This window comes from Paenibacillus sp. EZ-K15 (assembly GCF_002573715.1).
Classification (GTDB): Bacteria; Bacillota; Bacilli; order Paenibacillales; family Paenibacillaceae; genus Paenibacillus_AQ.
Genome location: NZ_PDHM01000020.1, coordinates 152,916 through 168,406, shown reverse-complemented (window position 1 = coordinate 168,406; position 15,491 = coordinate 152,916). Strand labels below are relative to the sequence as shown.

Annotated in this window: 13 protein-coding genes; 8 read left to right on the top strand and 5 right to left on the bottom strand. The window is 49.5% G+C overall.

The features are described 5' to 3' along the window. Positions 1-41: 41 nt before the first annotated feature. Positions 42-1,331, bottom strand: coding sequence for an acyl-CoA thioesterase/bile acid-CoA:amino acid N-acyltransferase family protein (locus tag CRG97_RS23805; protein ID WP_098748151.1), 1,290 nt, complete (start codon positions 1,329-1,331; stop codon positions 42-44). Between the two features lie 203 nt (positions 1,332-1,534). Here CRG97_RS23805 and CRG97_RS23800 point away from each other — a divergent pair, with 203 nt between their 5' ends. The 3 genes from CRG97_RS23800 to CRG97_RS23790 all read left to right on the top strand — a co-directional run bounded on the left by CRG97_RS23800 (position 1,535) and on the right by CRG97_RS23790 (position 5,303). Then, on the top strand, positions 1,535-2,989 hold the full coding sequence (locus tag CRG97_RS23800) for an aminotransferase-like domain-containing protein (RefSeq protein WP_098748149.1): 1,455 nt from the start codon (positions 1,535-1,537) through the stop codon (positions 2,987-2,989). Between the two features lie 184 nt (positions 2,990-3,173). Continuing rightward, positions 3,174-4,091, top strand: coding sequence for a D-alanine--D-alanine ligase (locus tag CRG97_RS23795; RefSeq protein WP_098748146.1), 918 nt, complete (start codon positions 3,174-3,176; stop codon positions 4,089-4,091). Positions 4,092-4,097: 6 nt separating this feature from the next. Next, the gene (locus CRG97_RS23790; RefSeq protein WP_098748143.1) at positions 4,098-5,303 is read left to right on the top strand and encodes an aminotransferase class I/II-fold pyridoxal phosphate-dependent enzyme; all 1,206 of its coding nucleotides are present in this window, start codon (positions 4,098-4,100) and stop codon (positions 5,301-5,303) included. On the opposite strand, the gene CRG97_RS23785 is transcribed toward CRG97_RS23790, so the two are convergent. Next, positions 5,289-6,194 carry a helix-turn-helix transcriptional regulator gene (locus tag CRG97_RS23785; RefSeq protein ID WP_098748141.1) on the bottom strand — a complete coding sequence of 302 codons (906 nt, stop codon included), beginning with the start codon at positions 6,192-6,194 and terminating at the stop codon, positions 5,289-5,291. The genes CRG97_RS23790 and CRG97_RS23785 overlap by 15 nt on opposite strands. Before the next feature lie 219 nt (positions 6,195-6,413). On the opposite strand from CRG97_RS23785, the gene CRG97_RS23780 reads away from it, so the two are divergent. Together CRG97_RS23780 and CRG97_RS23775 are read left to right on the top strand one after the other, a co-directional pair. Beyond that, entirely contained in the window at positions 6,414-7,301 is an 888-nt protein-coding gene (locus CRG97_RS23780; protein ID WP_098748138.1) for a sugar phosphate isomerase/epimerase family protein, read from the top strand. Between the two features lie 23 nt (positions 7,302-7,324). Then, the gene (locus CRG97_RS23775; RefSeq protein WP_098748136.1) at positions 7,325-8,356 is read left to right on the top strand and encodes a Gfo/Idh/MocA family protein; all 1,032 of its coding nucleotides are present in this window, start codon (positions 7,325-7,327) and stop codon (positions 8,354-8,356) included. A 148-nt stretch (positions 8,357-8,504) separates the two neighbouring features. On the opposite strand, the gene CRG97_RS23770 is transcribed toward CRG97_RS23775, so the two are convergent. The 3 genes from CRG97_RS23770 to CRG97_RS23760 are packed head-to-tail and all read right to left on the bottom strand — an operon-like array spanning position 8,505 to position 11,364. Next, entirely contained in the window at positions 8,505-9,401 is an 897-nt protein-coding gene (locus tag CRG97_RS23770; RefSeq protein ID WP_076325663.1) for a sugar phosphate isomerase/epimerase family protein, read from the bottom strand. A gap of 50 nt (positions 9,402-9,451) precedes the next feature. After that, positions 9,452-10,309 (bottom strand): sugar phosphate isomerase/epimerase family protein, encoded by an 858-nt coding sequence (locus CRG97_RS23765; protein WP_098748133.1) that lies wholly within the window; start codon positions 10,307-10,309, stop codon positions 9,452-9,454. Further along, complete coding sequence (locus CRG97_RS23760) at positions 10,306-11,364, bottom strand: Gfo/Idh/MocA family protein (protein ID WP_076325665.1); 1,059 nt, start codon at positions 11,362-11,364, stop codon at positions 10,306-10,308. The genes CRG97_RS23765 and CRG97_RS23760 overlap by 4 nt, the downstream gene beginning before the upstream one ends. Positions 11,365-11,490: 126 nt before the next feature. Here CRG97_RS23760 and CRG97_RS23755 point away from each other — a divergent pair, with 126 nt between their 5' ends. The 3 genes from CRG97_RS23755 to CRG97_RS23745 all read left to right on the top strand — a co-directional run bounded on the left by CRG97_RS23755 (position 11,491) and on the right by CRG97_RS23745 (position 15,459). Continuing rightward, positions 11,491-12,348 (top strand): AraC family transcriptional regulator, encoded by an 858-nt coding sequence (locus CRG97_RS23755; protein ID WP_076325666.1) that lies wholly within the window; start codon positions 11,491-11,493, stop codon positions 12,346-12,348. A gap of 199 nt (positions 12,349-12,547) precedes the next feature. Then, positions 12,548-14,311 carry a glycerol-3-phosphate dehydrogenase/oxidase gene (locus CRG97_RS23750; protein WP_098748130.1) on the top strand — a complete coding sequence of 588 codons (1,764 nt, stop codon included), beginning with the start codon at positions 12,548-12,550 and terminating at the stop codon, positions 14,309-14,311. A 335-nt stretch (positions 14,312-14,646) separates the two neighbouring features. Next, positions 14,647-15,459 (top strand): HAD-IIA family hydrolase, encoded by an 813-nt coding sequence (locus CRG97_RS23745; RefSeq protein WP_098748127.1) that lies wholly within the window; start codon positions 14,647-14,649, stop codon positions 15,457-15,459. Positions 15,460-15,491 lie beyond the last annotated feature (32 nt).

Sequence of the window (15,491 nt, the reverse complement as noted above, 5' to 3'; positions counted from 1 at the left end):
AAGGTCTCGCATTCCCGTTATAGGAATGTGAGACCTTTATTTTATTTACATAATACGCGCTTGAAGAAACGAATGGTTTCTTTCCATGATTCTACGCTTGCTTGTGCAAGAGCCTGTTGGTTTCCCTGATCGGAGGACACCGCTCGCAGATAAGGTATACCAATGTAATGTCCTGCCCCATCATAGATCAGATGCTTGGATACATCTTTGTGGATGGATGTCTTTCGTTTGAAACCTTGCTCCGAGAGATAAGCGGAATTCCAGCTCTCATCAGCCAATCCCGATATCATAAGGAGCTCACCGTGCATCCTTTCTAGAGGAATGGTTGCAGCTTCAACCCAATCCGTGTTTTTCGAAAGTCCGTCATGCCAGGTTCTGAAGGGGTTTCCATTCCGGTTGGTCCACATATCCTTACAATCACGCGCTAATTCGATTGGATTATCAGGCTGAAGGTAAGGAAGCGGCTGTCCTTGGTAGGTCCATGCAGGTGGAAGTGTCGGCTGATCAGTCCACGGAATAATGCCACAGAATGATACGGCCGAGCCGCTTAATGAAACCGCTGCATGAATGTCAGGAAACAAGGTCGCTGACCACAAAGCCAATTCACTGCCTCTGGAGGTACCATGAATGCCGATTCCACCTGCCGAAACTTCAGGTCTGTTGTGGAACCACGTTAAAGCCGTCTGTATGGTTTCAAGCGGAATATCTCTAAGTTGTTTTGGTAGACTCTCCAAGCCGAAGTAGGCCAGGGATAACACCGTGAATCCGTGTGAGGCTAAAAGAGCGGCGGTTTTCTCATTTATGCCTCCCTCGGATCCACCAACAACCATAATGGCAGGTCTAGGGTTCATATCCTGGCAATAGAAAAAACTACCAGTTAAACCGGCTTCCCGAATGTTAAGTTTCCTTATGTCATCGCTCATCCAATGGCGGGTGATCACTTGATGTGCAACCACCTTGTCGTTCATTTCCAGCAGGACAAGTAAAGCTTGCGGAGATAGCTCATCACGATGGTCGGCCTGAATCGATGTGTTGTCAAAATACTGCGTTATTGCATTTTTGGTGACCGGCTTCATGGACCAAAACAGAGCCATACCGTCAATGCCGCGGTACGTGCCGTGATCAGGAGCTAAATCATCCAGAACAACCTTGCCGTCTTGATCTGCCCTAAAGCTTGCCCATGAAGCTAAATAACGTGCTTCGTTTATTTTTTTGATGAGGTGGAACGTCACGGCTTCCCGTGGCTGCATACCCATGGCAGATATCTTTATAGGCTCGTCTATCATGGAATTAAGATTGCTGATTACAATTCTTGGAAGGTTCACCATCATAATCTCCTTTGCATTCGTGTCAAGATGGTATAGTTCTGTTAATGGACACTTAAATCCTGTTAAATCCAAAGAATTGGCCAAGGTTGTTTGATATAAAAAGCCGGACTGTCATCGGCAAACCACGCCCGAGGCGAAAGAGACCTGCTGTGGTTCTAGTGGTACCACCTGATTTATGCCATCATAAGAGCAAGGGGGTAAGAACGATGTATTTGGATTTCAAGTTGGCGGATGATCGTCCGGCGTACATTCAAGTTAAAGATTACATGAAGCGCTTGATGACGACCGGGGCGCTGCAAGCCGATCAGAAGCTCCCCTCCACGCGCGAGCTAAGCGCATTGTTTCGGGTGGGCCGTAATACGGTGCTGAGCGCTTACTCGGATTTGGAGGATGAAGGTTATATCTACGCGGTTAAAGGGCAAGGGCACTTTGTTGTCCCTTCGATCAGCGGGGCATCCATGCAGCCCGAAGGCAAACGGCTGGACTGGGGTCCTCGTCTGAACGAATACGCCAGGCTTGCGGAAGAGAATGATCTGATGAAGCACGGCATCCGCGCTGAGAAGGGCTCCATATCTTTTACAAGCATCGCTCCCGATGAGAAGCTGTTCGATCTGCAAAATGTCAAACGTGCATTCCTGGACCGGATGTCGCTTGAAGGTGATGTACTTCTAAACTATGGTTACGCCAAGGGCTATAAACCGCTTATTGATTACCTCCTCCGTTATATGGAGAACAAGGGCGTGAATATCCAGGGTAAGGATATGCTGATCACCAGCGGTTTTACGGAAGGATTAAGTCTGGTGCTATCCTCCTTGAACAAAGGGCATGGCCGCATTTTGTGCGAGAATCCTACCCATCATACAGCTATTAAAAATTTTAAAATGCACGGGTACGCCATTACCGGCGTTGAGATGGAGCAAGACGGCATCAGCCTGACGGGGCTTGCACGCGAGCTGTCGGAGCGGACGTACGACATGGCGTACCTTGTGCCTTCCTATCATAATCCTACAGGAATCGTAATGTCTCACCAGAAGAGGCTGGAAGCGCTCCGGCTGCTGAATGAGTACGAAATTCCCGTTATCGAAGACGGTTTCAACGAAGAGCTGCGCTATTCGGGCTCGCACATCGCACCTCTCGTTGCATGTGCAGGCGGCGAGAACAACAGCGTGATCTATTTGGGCAGCTTCTCCAAAATCCTATTTCCTGGCCTGCGAGTCGGTTGGGTGCTTGCCGACAAGACGCTGATTCATTATCTGGAGAGCGTGAAGCGCGCCCGCAGCATTCATACGTCGACCCTGGATCAATCCCTGCTCTTTCAATATTTGTACAATGGCAACTTCGAGAAATATTTAAAGAGGGCGAAGGCCGAGTACAAGCGAAAATATGAGCTGGCGATCCGCTGCTGCGAGGAGTGGATTCCGATGGAGCGGTTGTCCGGCGACGGCGGGCTTCACCTGTTCGTTGAATTCGGTCCCGAATTCCGGACCCGGGAACTGCTGGAAGCCTGCTCGACCCAGGGTGTGGTGTTCACGCCGGGCGATATTTTCTATACCGATGGCGGTGGCCATCACACCATGCGTCTCGGATTCTCCCGCGTTTCCGACGAGAACATCGAGAAGGGAATCCGCATCATCGGCGAGGCGGCGAGGAAGCTGGTGTAATTTGACTGCAACGGAGAAGGCGGAATGATTCTGGAGAAGCGTAGCGTTCTCCTTTGCCGTCGGATTTCAACAAATGAATATTCAAATCAGTAGAAATCTGAGGGCAACAGAGATCGGAAGAATAATCCGCATGCGGAGTGATGATTCAACATCCAAGGAAAGAAATTTTGAGGAGGTCTACATCATGAAGGTTGGCGTCATCATGGGAGGCGTATCATCCGAGCGGGAAGTTTCGCTAATGACTGGCAAAGAGATGATCGCTCATCTGGATAAAAGCCGCTACGAGGTTTATCCGATCGAGATTAACGATAAACGCGAGCTGATCAGCAAAACCGAAGGCATCGATATTGCTTTGCTCGCCTTGCACGGGCAATACGGGGAAGACGGGACGGTGCAAGGCACACTCGACTCTCTCGGCATTCCGTATACCGGCAGCGGCGTTCTCTCCAGCAGTGTTTGCATGGATAAAGACCTGAGCAAGAAGCTGCTGCGGTACGAGGGATTGATTGCAGCCGATTGGATCATGGTCAGCAGTATGGAGGAGTTGGCCGCCGCTGACGTGGAGGGACTCGGATTTCCTGTCGTGGTGAAGCCGAATGCAGGCGGGTCCAGCGTGGGCACTCGGATCGTGCGTGATATGGCAGCCCTTGCTTCTGCCGTCGAAGAGGCATTGCGGTGGGACCGCTCCGTGATGATCGAGCAACTGATCGAGGGAGAAGAGATTACATGCCCGGTCTTGAACGGCGAGATGCTCCCGATTGTGTCCATCAAGCCGAACTCCGAGTTTTTCGATTATACATCCAAATACGAAGAAGGCGAAGCGGATGAGCAAGTGATTGAGCTTCCTGCCGAACTTCAGCAGCGGGTGCGCGCAGCAGCGCTTCAATGCTATAAGGCGCTGAAGTGCAGTGTGTATGCCCGAATCGATATCATCCTGAAGGAAGAGACTCCTTATATTTTGGAGGTCAATACGCTTCCGGGTTTAACGAAGAACAGTTTGCTGCCAAGAAGCGCGGAAGCGGCGGGCTATTCGTTCAGCGGACTTCTGGATGCCATCATTGAAACTTCATTATCGGAACGAAAAAGCGAAGGCAAGGAGTAGAGGGATATGAATACAACGAGCAGCTTTCTAACATCAACGGTGCAAGTCATGCCGCCTTCCGGCATCCGGCAATTTTTTAATGCGGCGGAAGCGGACGATGATGTCATTTCTCTCGGCGTGGGGGAACCGGATTTTGTGACGCCTTCATGTGCGATTGAGGCCTGTAAACGAGCTCTGGAACATGGCCGCACGATGTATACGCCGAATGAAGGGCTAATGGAGCTAAGGGAAGGGATTGCGGAATATCTGGATACCGGATTCCAGCTGCAATACGAGCCGTCCAGAGAGATACTGGTCACGGTTGGCGGCAGCGAAGCGATTGATCTTACGCTGCGGGCGCTCATTTCGCCGGGAGATGAAATTATTATTCCCGTGCCGGGATATGTCGCTTATGCCCCTCTTGTGCAATTGAACGGAGGAACTGTCGTCGAACTGGAGCTCTCCGCAGAGCATAACTTCAAATTGACTGCGGATGCGCTGCAGAAGGCGATTACCCCTCGGACGAAAGCGATCGTTGTTAACTTTCCAAGCAATCCGACAGGCGCCGTGATGACCTATGAGGATTGGCTTCCGATTGCGCACCTTGCGGTTACGCACAATTTGGTGGTGATTTCAGACGAGATGTATGCCGAACTTACCTATGGCCGCACGCATACCAGTATTGCTTCGCTGCCTCGGATGCGGGAGCGCACCATCGTCATCGGTGGATTTTCCAAAGCCTTTGCCATGACGGGCTGGCGGGTCGGTTACCTCTGCGGCGAGTCCCACTTGGTGAGCGCTATGGTCAAGATTCATCAGTATACTGCGCTATGTGCACCCATCATGGGGCAGATTGCGGCTCTCGAATGTTTAAGGAATGGACTCGGGGATCGGGACGTGATGAAGCAGGCTTATGATGAACGCAGAAAGATGTTTGTGCAAGGTCTGACCGATATCGGTCTAAGCTGCCGCGATCCTCAGGGTGCTTTCTATGCATTCCCCAGCATAAGCGGCACCGGCCTAGGCTCGCAGCAGTTTGCGGAACGATTGCTTCGGGAGGCAAAAGTCGCCGTTGTACCCGGTTATGTGTTCGGTGCCGGGGGCGAAGGCTTTATTCGCTGCTCGTATGCCGCTTCGTCCGATCAATTGAGCGAAGCGCTCGATCGAATGGAGCGCTGGCTTCGAAAGCATGCAAGTGCTGACCGTGGTCTGCCCACCTTACAGAATTCTTGAGAGTTTACGGTAATCGGTAGCGGTAATCCCCTCCAGCCTGCGGAAGATCCGGCTGAAATAATGAATGTCCGGGTATCCGACCCCTTCGCCAACCATCTCGATCGAGATGTCGGATTCCCGGAGAAGCCGGCGCGCTTCGCGATGACGAACGGTTTGCACGAATTCACTTGGCGGCATTCCGGCAAAGCGTTTAAACAATTTAGCAGTATGATCCGGGCTTAACATCAAATGCTCCGCAATCACTTTGTTGCTCCAGTCTTTGGCTGGAGTTTTTTCGATTTGAGACATCAGTTCAATCAGTTTGGCATCATGCGGTGACGTTTCCGTCAAGGCTTGGGAAGGATGCGTCCGAAGCAGCTGAACCAGCACATCCAGCATCAGCCCTTTGCAGGCAAGCTCATAGCCGGCTGGACGCAGGGTGAATTCCTCTACGATTCGTTCCATCATCTGAACGCAAGGCAATGGGGGCGTGTAGATGACACGGGAAGACAGTGGGGGAAAAGCCGAGGACACCGCTTCATGCGCGAATTTATCCGTATCCAGCACGGCTTCATTCACGATCATATCCGCTTCGGTGTGTATGTCCAGCTCATCAAAGAAATCAAAATGAATCCCCAGAAACCGCGCGTCAGGATGGGAAACTACCTCATTCTGGTGGTAAACACCGGACGGCAGAAAGATCAGCTGACCCGCTTCGATGCGATAGCGGTTCCCGTACATCGTGGTAGCAGCTTCCCCTTGGTATACATAGAGGAGCTCAAAATCGTATAATCTGCGCTGCGGGAGTGATCCTGTCGCCATGCGTTGAAACTGCGCATAGTGAATGCAGGGTGACCATTCCCTAAAGGGCGCTTCGCGTTTTATCGGAAAATTGAGATCCATATCGGTCATTGTATGCTCACTCCAAAATGTTATTAAGAGATGATAAATAGAACGGAATTGTCCAAATAATCACTTTTCTATCTAAATCATTTGACGGAATATTTATTTATTATATAAGTATTATTACATCCGAATGGTTTATTTACAACTTGACGGAAAAAGTCAAATGATGTGTTTCAGAAAACGAGTGTTACAACATCAACCTATTGATTTTAGGAGGGATTCACGATGAAGAAAGGGATTAATATCTGGTCGTTCCCGGGAGATGCTTCCATCTCCGACTGCATCCGATTGGGAAAAGAAGCTGGGTTTGAAGGAATCGAATTGTCATTAAACCAAACAGGGGAGCTCGGACTTCAGGCTGGCGACAAGGAAGTACAGGCCATAGCGGCACAGCTGAAAGAAGCGGACCTGGAAATCGCGGGTTTGGCGACAGGTTTGTATTGGGAATACCCGATGACAAGTGATGACCCGGCTGTCCGTGAGAAGGCCATGGATATTTGCAAGAAGCAGCTGGAACTCGCGTCCGCTTTCGGAGTGGATGCCATACTTGTGATCCCAGGGGCAGTCGGGGTCGATTTTGTTCCTGGTTCAGCAGTTATCGATTACGAATATGCCTACGAACGGGCTCAAGAATCCATTCGTAAGCTGGTTCCTTACGCGGAAAGCGCCGGTGTTGCCATCGCGCTCGAGAATGTATGGAATAAATTCCTGCTGTCGCCGCTGGAATTGCGGACCTTCATTGATGAGATCGGTTCCGAATATGTCGGCTCCTATTTCGATGTAGGCAATGTTGTGCATAACGGTTATCCGGAGCACTGGATTCGGATTTTGGGTGAGCGGATCAAAAAAGTCCATTTCAAAGATTACCGCAGACAGGCAGGCGGATTGCACGGTTTTGTTGACCTGTTGGCAGGGGACGTTAATTATCCGGCCGTTGTTGAAGCGCTGCGCTTGATTGGCTATGACAACTATGTCACGGCAGAGATGATCCCGGCGTATACCCACTATTCGGAGCAGATCATATTTAATACATCCAATGCAATGGATGCGATTCTTGGACGTACGCCATCTTTGCGCAAGCCGGATGCACGCCAGCATCAAGGCCAATCATAATAAGGGATACGGAGGGAAAGAGAATGCTGAAAATCGGAATATTGGGATTTGGTTTCATGGGCCGCATGCATTTCGACAATTATCTTCGACTAGCCGAAGAGGGTGCGGACATCCAGCTAGTGGCGATTTGCGATCTGCGTATTGATGAGCTTAAGGACAGCAAAGCCAACGGCAATATGGCCACTGAGCGGGATGTATACGACCTGGAGCCCTATCATCTTTATGACCATGTGGACAAAATGCTGGAGAATGAAGAGCTGGATATAGTGGATGTATGCTTGCCGACATATTTGCATGCGGACATGTCCTGCATGCTGCTGGAGAAGGGCATTCACGTCATGTGCGAGAAACCTGTCGCAGGCAGTTCGGAGGAAGCCTGGCGCATGGTGAAAACAGCGGAGCGCACAGGAAAAACGCTCATGATCGGACAATGCCTGCGTTTCTGGCCAGCCTATGAATATTTGAAAGAATGTGTGGAGGACGGCCGTTATGGAAGCATCGTTGCAGGCGAATTCTTCCGGGGATCGGAGCCGCCTCAAGGCTGGTTCCTGGAAGGAGACAAGAGTGGTGGCTGTATCACGGACATGCATGTGCATGACGTGGATATGATCCACTATCTTATGGGCAAACCGGAGCGGGTATCGACATTTGCCAAAACGATTATTAAAGGAAGCTCGTACGATATCGTATCGACCCACTACAGTTTCCCGGATGGCAAAGTGATTAACGCACATGCGGATTGGACATTGCACGGCGAACACGGTTTCTATATGGGATATCGGGTGAATCTGGAAGAGGCTACGCTGGTGTTCGAGAATAATGAACTGACGGTGTACCCTGAAGACGCTCCAGGCTTTACGGCTGAGCTGTCCGAGGATTCCGGCTATTACCGTGAACTCCGGTATTTCATTGAGCATGTTGCGCAAGGAAAGCCGGTAACGGTATGTACACCAGAAAGCGCTGCCGGATCGCTAGAAATTATTGAAGCCGAGATTCGTTCGGCGAGAGCGAACGGCGCTTTGGAGACGGTATCGGGGAAACAGGTAGTATCTTAATTTTACTTACTATAGGGTAGAACAATATAAACAAGGCCAATCAGGTTATTCCCTGATTGGCCTTGTTTGGTTAATGATCTCATTGCAGACGATCAAAGCAAGAGCGCCTGACATCCCTCAGCAAGAACACTAAATAATCGTGTAAATGTTAAGCTCTGAATGTTTTCAAGAAGTCCACGGCGAGCTTGATATCCGCTTCCGGATTGGCTTTCACTTCACGTTCGATTGTCAGATACCCCGTATAGCCAATATCCTTGAGAGCTTGCAAGTAAGCATTCCAGTTAACGCCACCTTCTCCAAGAGGTACCTCACGGAACTTCTCGCCGGATTCGGCCATATCGGCAATTTTGTCATGGTCAAGCGCAGGTGCTTCGTATCCGAAATCACCGTATACATCGCGAGGATCGATATAGTCAGCCAGCTTGATTCCGTCCTTCGCGTGTGTATGAACGATATAATCCTTCAGATTGTACACACCCTGTACCGGATCGTCTCCAGTGACCATGACCATATTGGCAGGATCAAAGTTAACGGACACACCGTTGGAACCGAGACCATCCAGGAATGATTTCAAATGAGCCGAAGGCTCCGGACCTGTCTCGATGGCAAAGAAGGCGTCCATCGACTTCGCGAATGTGCTAAGCTCCAGACAAGCTTTATGCATCGTTTCATATACGCGGCTGTTATGGTCTTGCGGCACGATACCGATATGCGTGGTGATGATATTGGTTCCCAGCTCCAAGCCGAGCTCCATGATTCGTTTGGATTTCTCGATTTTAGCTGCATTTTCGGCAGGGTCCTGGAAACCGTGTCCGCCAAGGTCACCAACGAGAGCGGAGATTTCAAGTCCCAGTGAATCGATGTAATCCTTCAATTCTTTACGGGCCGAAGCAGAGAGGTTGGCCGGATCCATTTCGCCATGAACGGCATAGATCTGAACGCCGTCTGCTCCGACATCCCGGGCTTTAAGAAGGCCGTCTCTTACTCCAACTCGAAAGCTGTCAACAATAACGCCAATTTTGTTAGGCATGATAGGCTTCGACATCCTAATATCCCCCTTGTATCATCCTTGTGTTCATCCATCGACCGTCTAACTTAAACTTCATTCCAGGCTTTACGGACATATTCCAATCCAAACTTAGCTCCCGTGCGGCAATCTTCCAGCCCCTCGAATTCAATCGAGATGTAGCCGTCATAACCGGATTCCTTCACGATGCGAACGACTTCGGGCATATCGATATCGCCTTGGCCGACAATCGCGCCACGCAGCCAGTTGCCGCTGGAGGTATTAAACCAACCGGATCCAGGTGCGCGGTGAGCCGGGCGATAATAGAAGTCCTTAAAGTGAACCATCGAGGCCAAGCCGATGTTGTTCGCCACAGCCACAGTGGATACCTCATCAGCACAGAGGAAGTTTCCGATATCCAGGGTTGTTTTGAAGTTAGGGTGATTCACGGTCTGAACCAGCGCTTTTACACGGTCGCTATGTTGAATGAAATAGCCATGGTTCTCCACGCTTGTCGTAATGCCACGTTCAGCCGCATAATCGGCAATGATCCGGCATGCATTGGCGAGGCGGGGAAGCTCCTCCAGGAAATGCGTGATGGACAAGTCTTTGGAAGAGGCTACGTCATGACGCATCAGCTTAACGCCAAGTGCGGCTGCAATGTCCACTTCACCTTTAACTCGTTCAATCTCCGCTTCATATGCAGCGTCATCCAATTCCGCAAAATTGGCGCCGATGGCATAGTTGGAAATTTCAAGCCCTTTGGAAGCGGCATGGGATTTAATTGTATCGATCAACTCCGGTGTTTCCTTCAGGTTAAAGCCGAGCGGAACGATCTCGATATGCTCTCCACCAATTTCTGCAACGTAGTCGATGACATCGGTAATGGTCATTTCGCCTTTGTTCATGGCCTGGTACAGGCTGTACGAGCTTATTCCAAGTTTCATAGTAAAACTTCAACCCCTTTTTCGGCGGATTCATAGATCCCGCACAGAATCTTCATGATCTCAACGCCGTCTTCTACTGGGCTGAGAGGTGACGTGCCGTTCTCGATGCTGGAAATGAAATGATCGACTTCGCTTTGGAAAGCCGCGTCGAAAGCGAATCCTGTGCTGTCTGTCTGAGGCTGAATGTTGATGATGGTATCGTGTTTCTCCGTGACGATGACCACTTCAGGATCAATCTCAAAGCCGCCCTTGTCTCCATATAATTTAACGGATTGCAGATTTTCCTTAGCGTGCAGCGTGAAGCTGACGTCCACCAGTATAGAGGCGCCGTTTTCAAAACGGATCATCGCATTCGCCATATCCTCAACCGTGTTCTTCTCCGCGTCATAGTCAGCCGCTTTGTAGAAGGAGAGGTTGCGAACGTTAGAGCGATTGCCCAGCTTCCGGTATGTATTGGCGCTTACAGAAACTGGTTTAGGGCGACCCATCATGTACCAGCACAGATCAATGACATGCACGCCGATATCGATGAGAGGTCCGCCGCCGGAACGCTCAATGTCAGAGAACCAGCCGCCTGGATTGCCGAGACGGCGAACGGAGGAAGCCTTCGCGAAATAGATTTCCCCGAATTCACCCTTGTCTGCAAACTCGCGGAGCATTTGAGCGTTAGGATCGTAACGTCTTACGAAGCCGACCTGAAGCAGCTTGCCGGAAGATTTAACGGCTTCCTGTACTTGAAGCGCTTCCTCAACGGTACGGCAGAGAGGTTTCTCAACCAGAACGTGTTTGCCCGCATTCAGTGCCGCAATACTGATTTCGGCATGCGTATTGTTCCAGGTACAGATGCTTACAGCATCGATTTCCGGATCAGCCAGAAGTTCGTTATAATCGGTGTAGACTTTGGTAGCACCGTATTTTTCAGCTGCACGCTGTGCTCTTTCTTCATTTAAATCGCACACGGCGAGCAAATTCGCGTTCGCATGTTTTTGATAAGATTGCAAATGCATAGCAGAGATCGATCCCGTGCCAATGACGCCAATATTAATAGATTTCATGAGTTCACTCCTCTGAATTTACTGCATTACACTTTCGTATTATAATGCTTTTAGAGGAAGACACCATGATAAACCGTGCTGTTTGTTTGTACAATTGTGCTGTCTTACTGGAAGGAGATCAGAACATTGGACAAAACACTTCAAGAACCGATGACAATGCCGGATCCTCAGTTTCCGATTAAGGTCCATCGTTGCGAGTTTGACGGCCGGGGACAGGTTTTGTTTAACCATCATTGGCATGAACATCTTGAAATTCTATATATTATATCTGGGGAAGCGAGTCTGGAGTGCGGCTCGTCCACCTTCACGGTCAAGGAAGGCGATATGATCGTCATTAACCGGAATGAGCTGCATTACGGCCTTAGCCTATCGGATCATTTGTTTTATTATGCGTTAATCGCGGACTTTTCGCTGCTTCAGAGCCATTCGCTGGATGCAACCGAGATGAAATTCATCACACCCATCACCCAGAACCGGCTAATCTTCGAGAATCGAATTAGCGGGGATGATGCGCTAGCCTCCATGTTGTCCATCATTCATGAGCTGGAACAGCGGGAATTCGGTTATGAGCTGGCGGTCAAATCAGAGCTGTATCGGCTGCTTACGCTGCTTGTACGAGGTTATGTAGCGACGGTCCTTACACTGGATGAATACGTCGAGCGGATGAAGAATGTAGAGCGCTTTGCCCCGATATTCAAGTATATCGAGGAGCATTACCGGGAGGATTTGTCAGTGGAGCTCCTATCAAGCATGGCTGGTCTCAGCCGTTTTCATTTCAGCCGTTTGTTCAAGGAGATCAGCGGTCGGACCGTGACAGAGTATGTGAATGAGACGAGGCTCAACCGGGCGGATTATCTCCTTCGTGAAAGTCCGCTTACGGTATCCGAAATCGCGGCTGCAACCGGATTTAATGATATTTATTATTTCAGTCGAACCTTCAAAAAATATAAAAGTATGGCTCCATCGGCTTTACGAAAAAAGTGAGAATCGGCTTTAACGGTTCTGAATGGGCTCCATGTAGACATAAGTATAAAAGCAACCTATAATGAATAATCATATTTATTGCATAAAGTGGCGGAGATAATGGAGAACCCTTTTGCTTAAATGCGTACTGTATTCGGTATGTATTCTTAGCAGAAGCGGTTCTTTTTTTGAATTTTAAATTCAGAGAGGAGAATGTCAGGTGTACACAAGCTTATCCGCCAAGATGCGGACCCAATATTTGCAGGACATGTCGGCCAAAAAGCTGGATGTGCTGGTGATTGGCGGCGGTATCACGGGTGCGGGAATTGCTTGGGACGCCAGCTGTAGAGGGATGAGCGTCGGATTGGTGGAAATGAATGATTTTGCTTCGGGAACGAGTTGCAGATCAACGAAGCTGATTCATGGCGGTCTTCGGTATTTGAAGCAAGGAGAGATCGCCTTGGTACGCGAGGTAGGTTCTGAACGGGCACTGCTTCACCGGAGCGCTCCGCATCTGGTGGAGCCCATTCCCATGCTGCTCCCTATTTATAAAAAGGGTACTTATGGTTATCTTGCCAGCGCGATCGGGTTGTATCTGTACGACTGGTTGGCAAGGGTCAAACGAAGTGAACGGCGAAAGATGTTCCGGCGCGAGAGTACCCTGACCCTTGAACCGCTCTTTCGAAAGGAGGGATTGAAAGGTTCCGGTTATTATTATGAATACCGAACCGATGATGCGCGATTAACGGTTGAAGTGATGAAGTCTGCAAGGGCCAAGGGAGCTCTCATCGCGAATTATGCCAAAGTCCAGGAATTCATGTATCGAGGAGGAAAAGTAGTAGGAGTTCACGTAGAAGACCAAGTGAGTGGTAAGACCTATACGATATGCGCCAAAAAAATCATCAATGCGGCCGGGCCATGGGTGGATCAGGTCAGGCTCAAGGATAATTCGCTCAAGGGAAAGCGGCTGCTCTTAACGAAAGGCGTTCACCTGGTGGTGGATCATGCCAAGCTTCCCATACGCCAGGCTGCTTATTTCGATGTGCCGGGTGGAAGAATGATTTTTGTCATTCCAAGAGAGGGCAAGACCTACATCGGAACGACCGATACCCTTTATGAGGGTGCGATTGAGACGCCCGGTATTACCGAGGAGGATCGGCGGTATCTTATCGATGCGGTGAATCATGCTTTCCCGGAATCAAGGCTGAAGCTGAACGATATTGAATCCGGATGGTCGGGGTTACGGCCACTCGTCCGCGAGGAAGGAAAGGATCCTTCGGAAATATCAAGGAAAGATGAGATGTTTATATCCGATTCCGGATTGATCACCATTGCAGGCGGAAAGCTGACCGGATTTCGGAAAATGGCTGAAAAGGTCGTGAATCTTGCAGCCAGACAGCTTCAAGACGGCGATGGCACCATCTATCCTCCTTGTACGACGGATCGTGTTCCCATCAGCGGTGGCGAACTGAATGGCCTCACCTATGAGGAGGTTCAGAAGAAGTTAATCAAGAAGGGTGAATCCCTCGGCATCAGACCCGAAGACATTGTGAGCCTCATGAACAGGTACGGCTCCAATACGATGGAACTGATGAACCGGATCGGTGCTTCTTCGCAGGAAGCAGACACGGTCGAGCTTCGATTGTTACGCGCGGAAATCGAGTATTCCATCGAATATGAGATGACGATGACCGCAGTGGATTTTCTATTAAGAAGAACAGGCTGGATATTATTCGACCGGCAAAAAACCGAGCGAACCCTTGCTTCCGTGATGAGAATAATGCGTGAATATTTAGAATGGAATCATGTGGAAGTCAACAGGCAATGGGAGCTGCTGCAGGATCAATTGCAATTGGCATGGGGAATGGTGGAAGACAGCAGGATGGAACGGTTTACGGATCTGCCGGATCGGGAAGATGTCACAGGACCGCGCTCCGACGAGGAAGCCGAGCATTCCTCCGCCGTTTCAGCGATGAATCGATAGGAATCTTATTTATCAGGAGCATCTTGTCAAATGTAAAATGTGGATGTAGTATAACCATATAAAGTTATAGAGCTGGGCAGAGATGATGAGAAGCCCTTTGCATAACGAGAATCTTTCATTTGTCATGAATGAAGGCTTTTTCAATGCAAAGTGCTTCTCATTTTTTTGTATCCGCGTGGAACCGCTTGTCCAAGGACTAAAGGGCATGACGTTGTCATATGTATACTTTACGGATGGGAACTGTGGGTCCATAACAGAACTGATCTGGCCAGAACATGTCCAATTTACGTTTACGGGCGAAATTACAGATTGAACATGCAGAGGAGAACGAAATTATGGATCATTATTCAGGGTATATTTTTGATTTGGACGGCACGATTTATCTTGGGGCTGAGGCCATTGATGGTGCGGTGGAGACCATTCATTATTTGCAGGGACTAGGTAAGAGGCTATTATTTTTGACCAACAAAACGATAGATTCCAGGGAAAACTATTTGAAGAAATTAAGGAAGCTTGGCATTCAAGTTGAACTGAATAATATATTGAATCCTGCACTCGTTACGATTCATTATCTTCAAAAACATCATCCGGGCGCAAACGTGTATGTCATTGGCGAAGATATATTGAAGAATGAGCTGCTGGACAATGGAATACGATTCGCCTCATCGCCGGAGGAAACCGATGTTGTGGTTGTATCTTGGGATCGGGATTTTCACTACCGTCATCTGGATTTTGCATATCAGGCGATTAAACGGGGCGCTGAAGTGATTGCCACCCACCCGGATCGAACATGTCCAATGCCTGGCGGTGATGTGCCGGATTGCGGCGGTATGATCGGTGCCATCGAAGGCACTGCCGGTATAACAATCACGACCGTCATGGGCAAACCCTCCGTCTTGACGGCATTGACGGCTCTTGATATTTTGGGAGTGCAGGCTGAAGATTGTCTGATGTCAGGGGATCGGCTGGAGACGGATATCAAGATGGGAAATCAGGCAGGGATGAGTACGGCAATGGTGCTGACAGGCGTATCAACCAGGGACGATCTGATGAACAGCAGCGTGAAGCCCACCTATGTACTGAATTCGGTCTACGATATTTATCTCAGCGGTACTGCCGTGAAGCAGGCAGACGAAGCCGAGTCATGAGTATTTACAAAAATAAGCCGGGGCAACGGGAG

Coding starts and splice junctions, on each gene's coding strand:
- CRG97_RS23795 (WP_098748146.1), top strand. CDS start 3,174: ATGAAGGTTGGCGTCATCATGGGAGGCGTATCATCCGAGCGGGAAGTT.
- CRG97_RS23770 (WP_076325663.1), bottom strand. CDS start 9,401: ATGTCGAAGCCTATCATGCCTAACAAAATTGGCGTTATTGTTGACAGC.
- CRG97_RS23745 (WP_098748127.1), top strand. CDS start 14,647: ATGGATCATTATTCAGGGTATATTTTTGATTTGGACGGCACGATTTAT.
- CRG97_RS23760 (WP_076325665.1), bottom strand. CDS start 11,364: ATGAAATCTATTAATATTGGCGTCATTGGCACGGGATCGATCTCTGCT.
- CRG97_RS23805 (WP_098748151.1), bottom strand. CDS start 1,331: ATGATGGTGAACCTTCCAAGAATTGTAATCAGCAATCTTAATTCCATG.
- CRG97_RS23785 (WP_098748141.1), bottom strand. CDS start 6,194: ATGACCGATATGGATCTCAATTTTCCGATAAAACGCGAAGCGCCCTTT.
- CRG97_RS23780 (WP_098748138.1), top strand. CDS start 6,414: ATGAAGAAAGGGATTAATATCTGGTCGTTCCCGGGAGATGCTTCCATC.
- CRG97_RS23765 (WP_098748133.1), bottom strand. CDS start 10,309: ATGAAACTTGGAATAAGCTCGTACAGCCTGTACCAGGCCATGAACAAA.
- CRG97_RS23790 (WP_098748143.1), top strand. CDS start 4,098: ATGAATACAACGAGCAGCTTTCTAACATCAACGGTGCAAGTCATGCCG.
- CRG97_RS23775 (WP_098748136.1), top strand. CDS start 7,325: ATGCTGAAAATCGGAATATTGGGATTTGGTTTCATGGGCCGCATGCAT.
- CRG97_RS23800 (WP_098748149.1), top strand. CDS start 1,535: ATGTATTTGGATTTCAAGTTGGCGGATGATCGTCCGGCGTACATTCAA.